Below are 14455 nucleotides of genomic sequence, written 5' to 3'. Positions count from 1 at the left end.
CTAGCAAAGCGCATCTAAGGCATGGATTCACTTCAATTATTTGGCGCAGAAGAAGTGTGCATAACGCAGCGCCAGCACTGACAGCCATGCTGTCATTGCGTTATGTCCGGAATTGAATGCAGCCGTCTGGCAGGCGTGCCGCACACCTGCCGCGGCGTGATGATTGAAGTGTTTTGTGATGGGGCAACGATGGCGACACTGACCATCCGAAATGTGGACGAAAAAGTCCGACGCGCTTTGAAAAAGCAGGCTGCCGAAAACGACGTCTCGATGGAAGAAGAGGTGCGTCGAATACTCGTAAAAAGCGTTAACCCCACTCAAATTACACGCGACAAGAATGCTCGCCATCGCATAGAGCTGATCGAATCGATCTCAATGAGACCCATCGGCCCGTTTGATCTGAAGGCCATCACAGACGAGATCTGGAATGGCCGTACGTTGTGAAACGAAATTCGTCATCGACACGTCGGCGTTGATAGCTGTTCTGAATGGCGACGACGATGCGCCGATGTTCCTGCAAGCTTTCCTTGATGCCGAGCAGGCCCTAATCAGCACCACAACCACCTTCGAGGCGCACTATGTTGCGAGGCACATCGCGTTGATCGATGGAACCGCACGGCTGAACACGCTTCTCAAGTCGGTGGGGGCGGAAACCGTGGATTTCGACGACCGGCAATTGAGCATCGCCCGCAGGGCTTATGCGATCTACGGTATAGGGACCGAACACAAGGCCGCGCTCAACATTGGTGACTGCTTCGCTTACGCGCTTGCCCGCAGCACTAACCTGCCGCTTCTTTTCAAGGGCGACGATTTCGTCCATACCGATATCGAGCCAGCCATGAAGCCTTCGTAAGAGAGCCTGCATCCATGACAGCCCCGCAGCAGACCCTTCGCAAAACGCGCATCCTGCTTCTGATCGGGGGCGGTATCGCAGCCTATAAATGCCTTGACCTGATCCGCCGCCTGCGCGAGCGCGGGGCCAGCGTGCGTTGCGTGATGACAAAGGCTGCACAGGAATTCATCACGCCCCTTTCGGTGGGAGCGCTCTGCGCGGACCATGTCTTCACAGATCTGTTCGACCGACAGGACGAGCACGATATCGGCCATATCCGTCTATCGCGGGAGGCGGATCTCCTTGTCGTCGCGCCAGCCACAGCGGACCTGATGGCAAAGCTTGCCACCGGCCAGGCCAACGATCTCGCATCGACTGTGCTGCTGGCCACCGATAAGCCTGTTCTCATGGCGCCGGCCATGAACCCCCATATGTGGGGGCACCCGGCCACACAGCGCAATGCCGGGACGCTCCGGGAAGACGGGGTGCACTTCATCGGTCCCAATCGGGGGGAAATGGCCGAAAGGGGCGAAGCGGGCGAGGGCCGGATGGCCGAACCGCTGGAGATCGTGGCGGCCATCGAGACACTGCTTGATACAGGCGAGAAGCCGCTTGCGGGCCGCAAGGTGATCGTGACGTCCGGTCCGACCCATGAAGTGATCGACCCGGTCCGGTACATCGCCAACCGTTCCTCGGGCAAACAGGGCCACGCCATCGCTGCGGCACTTGCCCGCCTCGGGGCTTCGGTTCACCTCGTTTCGGGGCCCGTCTCCATTCCGGACCCGCAGGGTGTCACGACCACCCATGTGGAGACGGCGCGCCAGATGCGCGAGGCTGTGGAAGCAGCCCTGCCGGCAGATGCCGGGGTATTCGTCGCTGCCGTCGCCGACTGGCGCCCGGCGGTCGAGACCGCCGAAAAGATCAAGAAGAAGCCTGGGCAGGGCGCCCCTACGCTTGCACTGACCGAAAACCCGGACATTCTTGCTGGTGTCGGCCACCATGAGAAGCGTCCGGAACTCGTCATCGGCTTCGCTGCCGAAACACAGGACCTGTTCAAGAATGCGCGCGCCAAGCTGAACAAGAAGGGCGCCGACATTATCGTCGCCAACGATGTCTCGCATGATAGCGGCGTTGGCCCCGGCGGGGTGATGGGTGGCGACCGCAACAGCGTGGTGATCGTCAGTCAGGACGGACATGACGAATGGCCGGAAATGGGCAAGGACGACGTTGCCGAACGTCTGGCACAGCTCATAGCCGATCGGCTCGGACCAAAAGGATGACTTTGCAAACCCCGATTCTCGAGACGGAGCGTCTCGTGCTGCGTGCGCACTCGATCACTGATTTCGATGCCTTCGCCCGCCTGTGGTCGCTGCCTGAAACCACACGCTTTACCTCGGGCAAACCGCTCACCGAGGAAGATGCCTGGCGCCGTCTCGCCGCGCATCGGGGCATGTGGGACCTGATGGGTTTCGGATATTTTGCCGTGACGGAAAAGGCGACCAGCGCTTTTCTGGGCGATGCGGGTGTTCAGGAAGCACGGCGCACCATTACCCCTTCTGTTTTGGGCACACTGGAGGCGGGATGGGTCTTCCTGCCGGAGGTCCACGGCAGGGGGTATGCGAAAGAAGCCATGGAAGCGGTGTTTGTCTGGTGCTCGCAGGCGCACGGTGGCAAAGCGATCACGTGCATCATCGATGAGGAAAACGCTCCCTCGCTCAAACTTGCAGAGCGCCTCGGCTTTGTTGAAAAGGCGCGAGCCGAATACAAGGACCGTCCGAGCATCGTTTTCTGGCGCGACCAGAGCATCGAACCACCTGCAGCGTTAATGCCCTCGATTGTCTCCGACATGTGAACAGCGCGTCTTCGCTGTTGCGGATGTCATGACCGCGTGAACCGACTATCTTTGCTGCAAGCAACAGATGGAGAGACGATCATGTCCATTCGTCCCGTAAAGCAGATTTCGCAAGCTCAGCCCACGATTGAGGGTGCCGGAGTTCGCCTTGATAGGGCATTCGGTTTCGGCGATCCGAAGCTGGCTGACCCGTTTTTGCTGCTCGATGACTTCCGAAACGACCGTCCCGAAGACTATCAGGCCGGATTCCCCTGGCACCCGCATCGCGGCATCGAAACGATCACCTATGTGCTGGCCGGAAGTGTCGATCATGCCGACAGTCTCGGCAATGCCGGCTCACTCGGTGCTGGGGACGTGCAATGGATGACGGCCGGCAGTGGTATCCTCCACCAGGAAATGCCGCATGGCGACAGGCAGGGCCGCATGCATGGCTTCCAGCTCTGGGCCAATCTTCCGTCCAGCGAAAAGATGGCGACGCCACGCTATCAGGACGTGAAGGCGGGCGACATTCCCGAAGTGATCGATGACGACGGCACGCGGGTTCGTATTGTGGTTGGCGAGTTCTGGGGCAAGCGCGGTCCCGTCGACGGCATTGCCGCCGATCCGCAATATCTCGATGTCTGGGTGCCGCCGGGGCGGCGCAAGATCCTGCCTGTCGATACCTATCGCAGCGCGTTTGCCTATATCTTCGAGGGATCCGGCACGTTCCGCGATGCCTCCAGGCCTTTCGGCGTGCTGGTGGAAAAGGAAGTCGCCGGCGAGGAGTTGCATCTTCGCGACATGAGCGGGGACCGCACGCTGGTCGTTTTCGACACCGGCGACGAGGTGGTGGTGCAGGCCGGTGAACAGGGCATCCGTTTCCTGCTCGTATCGGGCAAGCCCATCCAGGAGCCCGTCGCCTGGCACGGTCCTATTGTCATGAACACGCGTCAGGAACTGATGCAAGCGTTCAATGAACTGAATGCCGGCACCTTCATCCGTGAGGGAGCGAAGTCCTGAAGGTGAAGTCGAGATCAGGGCGGGCACCTCGTGCCCGCCTTTCCTGTTACGGCGTCTCGAACATCTGGATGAGATTACCGCACGTGTCCTCGAACACCGCTATGGTCGGCATCCCCTCCATCCGGGTCGGCTCTCCACGAAACACCACGCCCAGCGCTTTCAGCCGGTCATATTCTGCCTGGACATCCTCGCTGGCAAAAGTCGCGCAGGGAAGGCCCGCGTCAAAAAGTGCCTTTTGATATGTGTGCGCGAAGTCATAGCCCATGGGTTCCAGCAGAAGCTCGGTGCCGTTCTCGACTCCCATTGTCACAACGGTCAGCCAGCGGGCCCCGCCGGCCGGAAAGTCCTGCTTCTTCCGGAAACCCAGCACATCCGTGTAAAATGCCTCAGCCTTGTCCTGATCATCCACAAGGATGCTCGTCAGTGCTATCTGCAGCATATCGCCTTCACCAGGCGCCGGTCTTATTGTCGACCAGATGGATGATCTGAGCGGGGCTCGATATCCAGAAGCCGTCGAAATTTTCGCCCAGCGGTTCGATCTCGTCGCAACGCGCGATGCCCGCCGCTTCCAGCCGAGCGGCGGCTGCCTTGGTATCGTCGGTCACGATTTCCAGCCAGAGTTCCGACTGGCTCATGCCCGGCATCTTGTCGATCCAAAGCTGGTTGGCTCCGAAGCGGAAGCCGACAGCGGGCAGAAGCTCCTCGATTTGCTCCATGCCGAGAACATCCCGATAGAAGCGCACCGTCTCGTCATACTGATGCGGCGGCACCTTCATGGCGATGTTTCGTCCGCCGACGAGCTTCGGTGCGGCGTCGGGCCGTGCGTGAGCTTCCGGCTTAGCAGACACATTCATGTCATCCTCCTTGGTGCCAACAGCGGCAAGGTTTCACTGTTCGTTGAAGCGTGCGGCGTAAGCGGTCTCCAGCGCAGCGATCTGCGACCAGAAGGGCGGTGCCTTCTCGCCTGCAAGTACCGCTTGCAGAACCGTCAGATGCGCATGCCAACCACCGGAGACATTGATCATCTCCTCCCGGTCGGCGAGGCGTTTGTGGGTCACGACCAGGAGAACCCTTTCGCCCTCGGGGAAGAGCTCGAATTCGACCTGGCTATCGGCACCATCTCCCGGCCAGGTCATGGCCAGAAACCGCGGTGCATCCCACGCAAGGATCCGCCCCTCGGAGAGAAATCCCTTCTCGTTCATTTCCCTGTAGACCTCGGGCGGGTCTTCGTCGGTGAACTCGGAATGGCGGAAAAGGAGTTTTGCGGAACCACCAGCACGTGGCTCCATCTCTCCGCCCGCCAGCCATCGCCGGCGCTTGTCCGCTTCGGTCAGATAGGACCAAATGCGTTCGACCGGGCCCGGAAGATATCTCTCGAAACGAACCTCGTCGGGTGCCGTGGCGACGCCGAAACCATTCTCGTCTTTCTGTTTCATTGTCGTCCTTTCATGTCCCTGTGACCGGTGGTTTTCCCTGTGAATCTTTCCTGATGGCGCGCTCTCGATCTTCGGCTTCCAGAATTGCCTGCAACGTGTCGATGCGGTTGGTCCAGAACCGCTCATAGTAGCGGAACCAAGCCTGAGCGCCGGCAAGGCGTGCGGCCTCCAGCCGGCAATAATGGGTGCGCCCCTCCACACGCCGGCTGACGAGACCCGCGCCTTCCAGAACCTTCACATGTTTGGAAGCCCCGGCCAGCGACATGTCGAAGGGCTGTGCCAGCTGCGAGACGCTACGCTCACCAGCGGAAAGGCGATGCAGCATCGCACGTCTCGTTGGATCCGAGAGGGCATGGAAAACAGCATCGAGTTCAGACGACAGATATTCAACCATATGGTTTATTTACCATTCGCGAAATGAACAGTCAACCAGGTGGTTTATTTTCTGAATCCGGCCTGTTGGTTTAGTTTTTTGTGCTACAGGACACGGGTTCTGCGCCCTCACCCTTCATCAGATCGTAGAGATCGGCATCGTCACCCTTCGTCCACCAGACATAGGGTCCACCAGCGTATTTCGCCCCTGAGGCGGCCAGCACATTGCTCATCACCACCGAAGTGCCGTCAATCATGGCGACCGCAAGTGACGTGTCGCCGGCGTTGTAATAGGTGACGTCGATATCGCCGCCCGGACACGCATAAGTTACCGCTGCAGCCTCAACGCTCTCTGCGTCGGGAAGATCAATCTCCATCGTTGCCGCGTGAGCTTGAGAGAAAATTGCGAGGAGAGCGATCAGCGACAAAATGGGACGGGGCATGGCGGACTCCTGAGACGGTTTCATGCAGAATCACCAGACCCTGCCAGCGGCGCGTTCTGAAGACAAGTCCGGCCCTTCGCCCAAAAAAAAGCCCCGGAGCGAGCGCGCTTCCGGGGCTGCGATCATGAGTCGACCAATATCAGCCCGCGGGCTGCTTGGTCTTGCGCAAATAGGGCAGGATCGTTTCGAATGAACCGAAGCGCTTCACCGCATCCTCGTTGGACACTGCCGGCGTGATGATCACATCCTCGCCCTGCTGCCAGTTGGCCGGCGTCGCAACCTGATGCTTGGCGGTGAGCTGGATGGAGTCGATCGCACGCAGAATTTCCGCAAAATTGCGGCCCGTCGTCATGGGATAGGTGAGCACGAGCTTGATCTTCTTGTCGGGACCCACGACGTAAACAGAACGCACGGTCGCGTTGTCTGCTGCGGTGCGACCATCGGACTTGTCGCCCGCATCAGCCGGCAGCATGTCATAGAGCTTGGCGACCTTCAGATCCTTGTCGCCGATCATCGGATAATCGACGGCATGGCCCGTGGCAGACTTGATGTCGTCCTTCCAGCGCACATGGTCCTCAACCGGATCGACCGAAATACCAATGATCTTGGTGTTGCGCTTTTTGAACTCTCCCTCGAGCCCCGCCATCGTGCCGAGCTCGGTGGTGCAGACTGGCGTGAAATCTTTGGGGTGGCTGAAAAGAACGGCCCAACCGTCACCGATCCAGTCGTGGAAATTGATGGTTCCGTGGGTGGTTTCCGCGCTGAAATCCGGCGCGGTGTCGTTGATGCGAAGGCTCATCGTTCTCTCCTCCTGGGTGAGATGAAATGCAGTTGATGTTCCTGACGATGCAGGATAGCAAGCCCCACATGTGCAGATGAACCTCATCTAGGCGCTATTTGCGGCACCTGCTTGGAATTTCATTCTCTAGAGAGACTCAAAGAAGAAAAATTCTACCAATATGGCACGTATTCAGTGAACCCGCTCGCTCAGGCGGCCTTGCGTGTCTGGTAGTCCTTCACCGTGGCAAAGCGCACCGCCTTCCAGCGGTCGGCCTCGTAGTTCAGACCGAACTCATGCGGCGCAAGGAAAACGGGATCATCGTCGAGATCGCGGGCGATGTCGCCGCGATGCGCGGTGATAAACCGATCCACTTCTCCCGGCTCCTCCGAAGAGATCCAGCGGCACACGCTGAAACGCGCCATCTCGAAATCCACCGGAAGTGAATATTCAACCTTAAGCCGTTCCTTCAGCACATCGAGCTGCAGTGCGCCAACCACGCCGACAATGGCGGGCGACCCGTCTTCCGGTGTGAAAAGCTGCACCACGCCTTCCTCGGCCATTTGCTGCAGGGCCTCTTTCAGCTTCTTGGCTTTCATGGCATCGCCAAGCCGGACGCGGCGCAGGATTTCAGGCGCAAAGTTGGGCACGCCCCGGAAAAGCAGTTCCTCGCCCTCGGTCAGCGTGTCGCCAATGCGCAGTGTGCCATGGTTCGGAATGCCCACCACGTCGCCTGCAAAAGCCTCATCGGCGGTGATGCGGCTCTTGGCGAAGAAGAACTGCGGTGCGGACAGGCTGATCGGCTTGCCGGTGCGCACGAGCTTGGCTTTCATGCCACGCTGGAGCTTGCCGGAGCAGACGCGCACGAAGGCAATGCGGTCGCGGTGGTTCGGGTCCATGTTCGCCTGAATCTTGAAAACGAAGGAGGTCATCTTCTCCTCCGTCGCCTCGACCCTGCGGGAATCTGCTTCCTGCGCGCGAGGCGCGGGGCCAAAATTGCCCAACGCTTCGATCAGATCGCGCACGCCGAAATTGCGCAGCGCCGAACCAAAATAGACCGGCGTGAGGTGACCTTCGCGGAAGGCCTGCATGTCGAAGGGACGGCAGGCTTCCTTGCCGAGCAGCATCTCTTCCACCAGCATCTCGCGCTCATTCTCGGGCAGAAGCCCGGCAACGGCATCGGACTCCGGCCCGTTGACGGCGGTGGGCTCCACATCATCATCCGAGCGGCGCATCGTGTCGTTGGCGAGATTGTAAGTGCCGACAAAGCTTTTTCCGCGGCCGATCGGCCAAGTGATGGGAGCCGTATCGAGCGCAAGTTTCTGCTCGATCTCGTCAAGGATCTCGAACGGATCCCGGCTTTCGCGGTCAAGCTTGTTGACGAAGGTGACGATCGGAATGTCGCGCAGGCGGCACACCTCGAACAGTTTCAGTGTGCGCGGCTCGATGCCCTTGGCCGCGTCGATCACCATGATCGCGCTGTCAACCGCTGTCAGCGTGCGATAGGTGTCGTCGGCAAAATCTTCGTGACCCGGCGTATCGAGCAGATTGAAGACGTGATCGCCATACTCGAACGTCATTACCGAGGTGACGACGGAGATGCCGCGTTCGCGCTCGATGTTCATCCAGTCCGAACGGGTCTGGACACGGTTTTTCTTCGCTTTCACCTCACCGGCAAGCTGGATCGCGCCGCCGAAAAGAAGCAACTTCTCGGTCAGCGTGGTCTTACCCGCGTCCGGGTGCGAAATGATTGCAAAGGTGCGGCGGCGGGCCACCGCATCGGCGATTTTGTCGGTCATCTTGATATGGTTTTCCTGAGGCCGGGCGCTTGTAACAAGCGTCAAGGCGCGTGTCGAACAGAAAGTGGACGCTTCCTTGCCCACATAATGGTGCAGAGATCCCCCAGCCCGCCACGCGAAGGTTGAATTCATCGGCAAAACGCGCCAGACGGAAAGGGTCGTGATCATCGCCCCCAGATTGCAGCGCACAGGATCAAGCCATGTCCAACGCCGTTTCCTCCATGCCCGTCATTGGCCCCAATGTCGGCATTGTCCGTTTGCCTCATGGTGAGGAATTGCCGCTGCCGGCCTATGAGACTGCCGCCGCTGCCGGTATGGACCTGCGCGCGGCCGTGCCTGAGGACCGCCGTATCGTTCTGCTCCCGGGCAAGCGGGTGTTGGTTCCGACCGGCTTCATCCTCGAGCTGCCAGAGGGTTTTGAAGGGCAGGTGCGGCCGCGTTCGGGTCTTGCGCTCAAGCACGGCATCACCTGCCTCAACGCACCCGGCACGATCGACGCCGACTATCGCGGCGAGGTTCAGGTCCTGCTCATCAACCATGGCGAAGATGACTTCGCCATCACGCGCGGCCTCAGGATTGCACAGCTTGTCATTGCGCCCGTGGTCCAGGTCCGGCTGGAAGAACGCAGCCATGCCGGTGAAACCCTGCGCGGCTCTGGCGGGTTCGGTTCAACCGGCGTCGCCTGACGTCTGGGGTCTTCTCCACCCAGACCAATACCGCGCCCTATACTTTGGTCTAAGGGATGCCGGTTGATTGCCGGCATACGGGGGGTTGCGCGCCAAATCCTCTCCGATTATCCGCTTTGCAAGGTCAATCATCCTCTTGCCTGTCGCTTTCCGGTTGGCAAAAAGGCGCGGTTGTCTACAGTCAGAGTCAGCGCAGGCGGTGGTGCCTGCGGTGCAGCTATATTGCGGAGGAGACGTAATGTTACATGCAAGCAGGAAATATTTCGCAGCCGGTGCCGTGGCGTTGTCGCTTGGCCTTGCACCTGCCGGCGCGGTGGCCCAGGATTTTATCAATGTGCTGACTGGCGGCACTTCGGGCGTGTATTACCCGCTCGGTTCGCAGCTTTCCAAGATTTATGGCGAAAACATCGACGGCGTGCGCACGCAGGTACAGTCGACCAAGGCTTCGGTCGAAAACCTGAACCTGCTTCAGCAGGGCCGTGGCGAGATTGCTTTTGCACTCGGCGATTCCGTCAAATCGGCCTGGGAGGGCGATGCAGAAGCCGGCTTCGACAAGAAGCTCGACAAGTTGCGCGCCATTGCCGCGATCTACCCCAACTATATCCAGATCGTCGCTTCGCAGGAATCCGGCATCAAGGAATTTGCCGACCTGAAGGGCAAGGGCCTTTCCGTCGGTGCGCCGAAGTCCGGCACCGAACTCAACGCCCAGCGCATATTCGGCGCCATGGACATGAGCTATGACGATCTCGGCAAGACCGAGTATCTGCCCTTTGGCGAATCCGTGGAACTGATCAAGAACCGCCAGCTCGATGCGACGCTCCAGTCGGCCGGTCTTGGCGTTGCCTCCATCAAGGATCTCGCGCTTTCACTTCCGGTAACGATCGTGTCGGTGCCCAACAGCGTCGCCGAGACGCTCGGTGCCCCGTTCATCGCCGCCACCATTCCCGCCGGAACCTATGAGGGCCAGACCGAGGATGTGCCGACGCTGGCCATCACCAACATCCTCGTTTCGCATTCGGATGTTTCCGACGAAGTTGCCTACGAAATGACCAAACAGCTCTTCGAGAATCTCGATGACATGGTGGCTGCGCACGCTGCCGCCAAGGCCATTTCCGCCGAGAATGGCCCCAAGGGCTTGCCGCTCCCGCTGCATCCCGGCGCCGAACGCTATTACAAGGAAAAGGGCCTGCTCTAGGCTTCCAGGCGTGGCCCCGTCCAGCGACGGGGCCTTCCTGTCACGCTCCGATTGGGGGGCGTGACAGGAAGGCCCGAAATGTCGAGCCCTCCCCCATGCGATGCGCGGGAGCGGACAATCGGCAAGGCCCTCACGCGTAGCATGGGAAGCGGAGCGCCCGATGACAAATACAGAAACTGGCCAGGCCGCGAGCCCGGCTGAGGCTGAATTGCATGACCATACGCATGGTGAGTTCGGAACCGACCGCATCGGCAGGCTGCTGTTCTGGATCGCCGTCGTTTTCTCGCTGTACCAGATTGCAACCGCCGCACATGTGATCAGCCTGCCGAGTCAGGTGGTGCGTGCTTTCCACGTCGGTTTCCTGACACTGCTGGTTTTCCCGTTGGTGGCACAGGCTCGTGACAGCGCGCCCATGATCAAGGGGCTCGCCTGGGCGCTGGCACTCGCCGGTGTGGCCGTAGCCCTCTATCAGTATATCGAATACAAACCGCTGCTCCTGCGGGCAGGCGATCCATTGCCGCTCGATATCGTGTTCGGCGTGGTGGCGCTCATCACCGTGTTTGCTGCGGCCTATGTGCTTATGGGCCCGGCATTGCCGATCATTTCTGGTGCATTTTTCGCCTATTGTCTGTTCGGTCAGTATCTTCCGTCTCCGCTCAACCACCGCGGTTACGATTTCAGCCAGGTCATTGACCACATGGCCTATGGTACGGAAGGGATCTACGGCATCCCGATCTATGTTTCGGCCACCTATATCTTCCTGTTCATCCTGTTTGGCTCCTTCCTGGAGCGCGCAGGCATGATAAAGCTCTTCACCGATGTGTCGCTTGGCCTCGTTGGCCATGCACGTGGTGGCGCGGCCAAGGTTTCAGTTATTTCGTCGGGCCTGATGGGCACGATCTCCGGCTCCGGCGTTGCCAATGTGGTCACCACTGGACAGTTTACGATCCCGCTCATGAAGCGGTTTGGCTATCGCGCGGCCTTTGCCGGTGGCGTGGAGTCCACTGCGTCCATGGGTGGGCAGATCATGCCGCCGGTCATGGGCGCCGTGGCCTTCATCATGGCAGAAACGCTGGGCGTGGAATATTATGAAGTGGTCAAGGCGGCAATTATCCCCGCCGTCCTCTACTTCGCCTCGGCCTTTTGGATGGTACACCTGGAAGCTGGCAAATACGGCCTGCATGGCCTGCCCCGGTCCGAGCTTCCTTCCGCACGCAAGGCGTTGAAGAAAGGCTGGTACCTGATCCTGCCGCTGGCAGTGCTGGTCTACCTCCTGTTCACGGGCTATACGCCGCTCTTTGCCGGCACGATCGGTCTATCGCTGACGGTGCTCCTCATCCTGGGCGGCTCGGTGGCCCTCGGCCTGCCGGGCCAGGTGTTACGGGTGATCTTCTGGATTGGCCTTGGTCTCGTTGCCGCGAGCTTCTTTCGCTATGGCATCACGGCTATCCTGGCCGCCGCTCTGGTACTGATCATCGCCAACCTGATTGTCGATGGAGGTCGCCGGACGCTAATCGTCTGCAGGGACTCGCTTGCCGAGGGAGCCAAGACCGCACTTCCTGTCGGCGTCGCCTGCGCTGTTGTCGGCATCATCATCGGCACCATGACACTGACCGGCGTCGCCAACACATTCGGGCAGTTCATCGTCTCGGTGGGCGAGACGAGTCTGTTTCTGTCGCTGGTGCTCACCATGATCACCTGCATCGTTCTGGGCATGGGCATTCCGACCATACCGAACTACATCATCACATCCTCGATTGCCGGCCCAGCGCTTCTGGCGCTCGGCGTTCCGCTGATTGTCAGCCACATGTTTGTTTTCTATTTCGGGATTCTGGCTGACCTGACGCCTCCGGTGGCACTCGCCTGCTTTGCCGCCGGCCCAATCGCCAAGGAAAACGGGCTCAAGATTTCCATGGAGGCGATCAAAGTGGCCGCAGCCGGTTTCGTTATTCCCTTCATGGCGGTCTATACGCCGGCCCTCATGCTGCAGGATGGCGGGCCGCTGGCGGAGGCCTGGGGCTATTACCCGGCTGTCGCCTATATCGTCTTCAAGGCCCTTCTTGCGATTGCGCTCTGGGGCGCGGCGGTGATCGGCTTCCTGCGCGCGAAACTGGCAATCTGGGAGCGCATTCTGGCGGCCGCCGCGGCTTTCACGCTGATCGCCGCGCTGCCGGTCACCGATGAGCTCGGCTTTGGGCTGGCCGCGATCTTTCTCGGTCTGCATTGGTATCGTACCCGCGCTGCCCACACGCCGGAAGAGAAGAAGGCAGACGCATGAGCATCTGCGTTTTTGCAGGCGGGAAGGCGCTGACCCTCGGAACAGCACTCTTCAGCCTGTCATGGATGCATTCGGTCGAGAAGATCCGCTGGGAGGAAGACTGGCGCGCAACCCCTGCCGGGCTTGAGATTGTCGAGGCCCGTGTTCAGGGATCCGGTGCCGGCATGGAGCCGCCGCCCGATGCCCGGTTCGACATGGGCTGGTGGCGCTATCGCCCGTCCGTCCCGCCGCAGCCCGAACTTGTTCTGGCCGCATCTGGCAAGACAGGATCCGGCTGGGAACTATGTGCAGCCGGCGAATGCCGGGAAATCGGCGCGACAGAAGGCACGCCGGCAATCATCAAATATTGCGAATGACCCGCTGTCAGGCAGCCCTGGGTGAGCTGCCGCCGCGCTTCTGGCAGGCAGGGCCCGGGCCACGCATGTAATGGCGCTCGGGATGGTAGCGGGGAGCGATGAAGTCCCGAAGGACGGCAATACAACGAACAAGAAGTGCCATTTGAATTGTCCAACCGGTGGCGGCTCCTCCAACCGCCTGTGTGCATTTGCGGGCTCAGCATTACAATCACGAAGTGAACGCTCCGTGAATAGCGGCTGGATTTCGCCCCGATTTGTGCCGCTTTGATGGCTTAAATTGGGTCTTGTTGTAGCAAACAGCTTTGGAGTGGCCGCCGCGCCACAGCTCAACTGGGTGCGGCGCTGCCTGGAGCTCAGTTTTCGCCGAGATAGGCCACAATGATGTCAAGCGCGGCCTGAAGGTCGTTGCGGTCGATCATTTCGGTGACGGTGTGGATGTAGCGTGTGCCCACCACAATGCCCACGGCACGCGCGCCTGCTGCCGCCTGCTGGGCTGCCGCCCCGTCCTGCCCACCGCGTGCCAGGATGGTGCGCTGGTAGGGAATAGCCTTCTTCTTTGCCAGTTGCTCGACCTCGCGCACCAGCGCCTGATCGGCGATGAAGGAAGAATCCTTCACATGCAGGCCGAAACCCTCTCCCTGCTTCGTCACGGCTTCATGCTCGCCGATCCCCGGCGTATCGCAGGAGAGTGTCGTGTCGATGCCGAGACCGATGTCTGGTTTCACCGCATAGGCGGCCGTGCGCGCACCGCGCAGCCCCACCTCTTCCTGCGCGGTGAAAGCCACATGGATTTCGCAGGCATGCTTTTCGCCCGCTTCTTCCAGCGCGCGGATCGCCTCGATACCGAGCCAGCAGGCGACGCGATTGTCGAGCGCCTTGGAGACGAATTTTTCTCCCATTTCGAGGAAGGGTTCATCCATGACCACGAAGTCGCCAACCTGCACCAGATCGCGCGCTTTCTCTCCAAGCCCCATATCGACGATGAACTCGCCAGGCTCGGGCACCTTCTTGCGCTCTTCCGCGCTCTGGATGTGGATCGGCTTGCCGGAGGGGTTCATGACGCCCTTGTAGTCGCCGGTTTCGGTGCAGACGAGCACGCGCCGGGAGAAGAGATTGCGGGGATCAAAGCCGCCCACCGGGTCGAGATGCAGGAAGCCCTTTTCGGTCACATGGGTGACGAGAAAGGCGATCTCGTCCATGTGGCAAAGAAGCATGATCTTCAGCGGGTCGCCCTTCACCTTCTTGCGTGGCTTGCGCACACACAGCAGCGAGCCCATCGGGTCGGTGCGCACCTCATCGAACAGACCTTCGATTTCTTTTTCGATCAGGGCGCGGACGCGCGTTTCGTGGCCCGGCGCTCCCGGTGTTTCACAGAGCTTTCGCAGCAATTCAGTGTTCATCAGCGTCCCCGTCGGAGAATTTTAGGAAT

Annotated in this window: 17 protein-coding genes; 9 read left to right on the top strand and 8 right to left on the bottom strand. The window is 60.1% G+C overall.

Going from position 1 to position 14455, the window contains the following annotated elements; genetic code table 11:
- The first annotated feature begins 102 nt into the window (after positions 1-102).
- From KW403_RS08800 to KW403_RS08780, 5 genes are all read left to right on the top strand, one after another.
- Complete coding sequence (locus tag KW403_RS08800) at positions 103-444, top strand: FitA-like ribbon-helix-helix domain-containing protein (RefSeq protein ID WP_246637932.1); 342 nt, start codon at positions 103-105, stop codon at positions 442-444.
- Positions 428-853 (top strand): type II toxin-antitoxin system VapC family toxin, encoded by a 426-nt coding sequence (locus tag KW403_RS08795; RefSeq protein WP_223022322.1) that lies wholly within the window; start codon positions 428-430, stop codon positions 851-853. Before KW403_RS08800 ends, KW403_RS08795 begins: the two co-directional genes overlap by 17 nt.
- Before the next feature lie 14 nt (positions 854-867).
- Positions 868-2112, top strand: a complete 1245-nt coding sequence (gene coaBC, locus KW403_RS08790) for a bifunctional phosphopantothenoylcysteine decarboxylase/phosphopantothenate--cysteine ligase CoaBC (RefSeq protein WP_223022321.1) — start codon at positions 868-870, stop codon at positions 2110-2112.
- The gene (locus KW403_RS08785; RefSeq protein ID WP_223022320.1) at positions 2109-2684 is read left to right on the top strand and encodes a GNAT family N-acetyltransferase; all 576 of its coding nucleotides are present in this window, start codon (positions 2109-2111) and stop codon (positions 2682-2684) included. The genes coaBC and KW403_RS08785 overlap by 4 nt, the downstream gene beginning before the upstream one ends.
- A gap of 81 nt (positions 2685-2765) precedes the next feature.
- The gene (locus KW403_RS08780; protein WP_223022319.1) at positions 2766-3683 is read left to right on the top strand and encodes a pirin family protein; all 918 of its coding nucleotides are present in this window, start codon (positions 2766-2768) and stop codon (positions 3681-3683) included.
- Between the two features lie 46 nt (positions 3684-3729).
- Here KW403_RS08780 and KW403_RS08775 read toward each other — a convergent pair whose 3' ends face one another.
- From KW403_RS08775 to KW403_RS08745, 7 genes are all read right to left on the bottom strand, one after another.
- Positions 3730-4122 carry a VOC family protein gene (locus KW403_RS08775; RefSeq protein ID WP_281425678.1) on the bottom strand — a complete coding sequence of 131 codons (393 nt, stop codon included), beginning with the start codon at positions 4120-4122 and terminating at the stop codon, positions 3730-3732.
- Between the two features lie 7 nt (positions 4123-4129).
- Positions 4130-4537: a VOC family protein gene (locus KW403_RS08770; RefSeq protein WP_223022318.1), complete on the bottom strand. Its 408-nt coding sequence runs from the start codon at positions 4535-4537 to the stop codon at positions 4130-4132.
- 33 nt (positions 4538-4570) lie between these two features.
- Complete coding sequence (locus KW403_RS08765) at positions 4571-5119, bottom strand: SRPBCC family protein (protein ID WP_223022317.1); 549 nt, start codon at positions 5117-5119, stop codon at positions 4571-4573.
- Between the two features lie 10 nt (positions 5120-5129).
- On the bottom strand, positions 5130-5513 hold the full coding sequence (locus KW403_RS08760) for an ArsR/SmtB family transcription factor (RefSeq protein ID WP_223022316.1): 384 nt from the start codon (positions 5511-5513) through the stop codon (positions 5130-5132).
- A 70-nt stretch (positions 5514-5583) separates the two neighbouring features.
- The gene (locus tag KW403_RS08755) at positions 5584-5934 is read right to left on the bottom strand and encodes an MliC family protein (RefSeq protein WP_223022315.1); all 351 of its coding nucleotides are present in this window, start codon (positions 5932-5934) and stop codon (positions 5584-5586) included.
- Positions 5935-6073: 139 nt separating this feature from the next.
- Positions 6074-6733: a peroxiredoxin gene (locus KW403_RS08750; RefSeq protein ID WP_223022314.1), complete on the bottom strand. Its 660-nt coding sequence runs from the start codon at positions 6731-6733 to the stop codon at positions 6074-6076.
- 188 nt (positions 6734-6921) lie between these two features.
- On the bottom strand, positions 6922-8511 hold the full coding sequence (locus tag KW403_RS08745) for a peptide chain release factor 3 (RefSeq protein WP_223022313.1): 1590 nt from the start codon (positions 8509-8511) through the stop codon (positions 6922-6924).
- A gap of 200 nt (positions 8512-8711) precedes the next feature.
- Here KW403_RS08745 and dut point away from each other — a divergent pair, with 200 nt between their 5' ends.
- The 4 genes from dut (at position 8712) to KW403_RS08725 (ending at position 13026) form a co-directional block, all read left to right on the top strand.
- The gene (dut, locus tag KW403_RS08740) at positions 8712-9197 is read left to right on the top strand and encodes a dUTP diphosphatase (protein WP_223022312.1); all 486 of its coding nucleotides are present in this window, start codon (positions 8712-8714) and stop codon (positions 9195-9197) included.
- A gap of 238 nt (positions 9198-9435) precedes the next feature.
- Positions 9436-10392 carry a TAXI family TRAP transporter solute-binding subunit gene (locus KW403_RS08735; RefSeq protein ID WP_223022311.1) on the top strand — a complete coding sequence of 319 codons (957 nt, stop codon included), beginning with the start codon at positions 9436-9438 and terminating at the stop codon, positions 10390-10392.
- Between the two features lie 160 nt (positions 10393-10552).
- Positions 10553-12670: a TRAP transporter permease gene (locus KW403_RS08730; RefSeq protein WP_223022310.1), complete on the top strand. Its 2118-nt coding sequence runs from the start codon at positions 10553-10555 to the stop codon at positions 12668-12670.
- Positions 12667-13026, top strand: a complete 360-nt coding sequence (locus KW403_RS08725) for a DUF1850 domain-containing protein (protein WP_223022309.1) — start codon at positions 12667-12669, stop codon at positions 13024-13026. The genes KW403_RS08730 and KW403_RS08725 overlap by 4 nt, the downstream gene beginning before the upstream one ends.
- Positions 13027-13379: 353 nt before the next feature.
- On the opposite strand, the gene KW403_RS08720 is transcribed toward KW403_RS08725, so the two are convergent.
- Positions 13380-14426, bottom strand: a complete 1047-nt coding sequence (locus KW403_RS08720) for a M42 family metallopeptidase (protein WP_223022308.1) — start codon at positions 14424-14426, stop codon at positions 13380-13382.
- Positions 14427-14455 lie beyond the last annotated feature (29 nt).

This window comes from Nitratireductor kimnyeongensis (assembly GCF_019891395.1).
Lineage (GTDB): Bacteria > Pseudomonadota > Alphaproteobacteria > Rhizobiales > Rhizobiaceae > Nitratireductor > Nitratireductor kimnyeongensis.
Note: the sequence above shows the minus strand (reverse complement) of the source record. Positions and strands in the feature narration are given on the sequence as shown.

What these genes read in the sequence shown, in the direction of transcription:
- KW403_RS08745 (WP_223022313.1), bottom strand. Translation starts at nt 8,511, where the DNA reads ATGACCGACAAAATCGCCGATGCGGTGGCCCGCCGCCGCACCTTTGCA.
- KW403_RS08755 (WP_223022315.1), bottom strand. Translation starts at nt 5,934, where the DNA reads ATGCCCCGTCCCATTTTGTCGCTGATCGCTCTCCTCGCAATTTTCTCT.
- KW403_RS08765 (WP_223022317.1), bottom strand. Translation starts at nt 5,119, where the DNA reads ATGAAACAGAAAGACGAGAATGGTTTCGGCGTCGCCACGGCACCCGAC.
- KW403_RS08720 (WP_223022308.1), bottom strand. Translation starts at nt 14,426, where the DNA reads ATGAACACTGAATTGCTGCGAAAGCTCTGTGAAACACCGGGAGCGCCG.
- KW403_RS08795 (WP_223022322.1), top strand. Translation starts at nt 428, where the DNA reads ATGGCCGTACGTTGTGAAACGAAATTCGTCATCGACACGTCGGCGTTG.
- KW403_RS08775 (WP_281425678.1), bottom strand. Translation starts at nt 4,122, where the DNA reads ATGCTGCAGATAGCACTGACGAGCATCCTTGTGGATGATCAGGACAAG.
- KW403_RS08760 (WP_223022316.1), bottom strand. Translation starts at nt 5,513, where the DNA reads ATGGTTGAATATCTGTCGTCTGAACTCGATGCTGTTTTCCATGCCCTC.
- KW403_RS08780 (WP_223022319.1), top strand. Translation starts at nt 2,766, where the DNA reads ATGTCCATTCGTCCCGTAAAGCAGATTTCGCAAGCTCAGCCCACGATT.
- coaBC (WP_223022321.1), top strand. Translation starts at nt 868, where the DNA reads ATGACAGCCCCGCAGCAGACCCTTCGCAAAACGCGCATCCTGCTTCTG.
- KW403_RS08735 (WP_223022311.1), top strand. Translation starts at nt 9,436, where the DNA reads ATGTTACATGCAAGCAGGAAATATTTCGCAGCCGGTGCCGTGGCGTTG.
- dut (WP_223022312.1), top strand. Translation starts at nt 8,712, where the DNA reads ATGTCCAACGCCGTTTCCTCCATGCCCGTCATTGGCCCCAATGTCGGC.
- KW403_RS08800 (WP_246637932.1), top strand. Translation starts at nt 103, where the DNA reads ATGTCCGGAATTGAATGCAGCCGTCTGGCAGGCGTGCCGCACACCTGC.
- KW403_RS08785 (WP_223022320.1), top strand. Translation starts at nt 2,109, where the DNA reads ATGACTTTGCAAACCCCGATTCTCGAGACGGAGCGTCTCGTGCTGCGT.
- KW403_RS08730 (WP_223022310.1), top strand. Translation starts at nt 10,553, where the DNA reads ATGACAAATACAGAAACTGGCCAGGCCGCGAGCCCGGCTGAGGCTGAA.
- KW403_RS08725 (WP_223022309.1), top strand. Translation starts at nt 12,667, where the DNA reads ATGAGCATCTGCGTTTTTGCAGGCGGGAAGGCGCTGACCCTCGGAACA.
- KW403_RS08750 (WP_223022314.1), bottom strand. Translation starts at nt 6,733, where the DNA reads ATGAGCCTTCGCATCAACGACACCGCGCCGGATTTCAGCGCGGAAACC.
- KW403_RS08770 (WP_223022318.1), bottom strand. Translation starts at nt 4,537, where the DNA reads ATGAATGTGTCTGCTAAGCCGGAAGCTCACGCACGGCCCGACGCCGCA.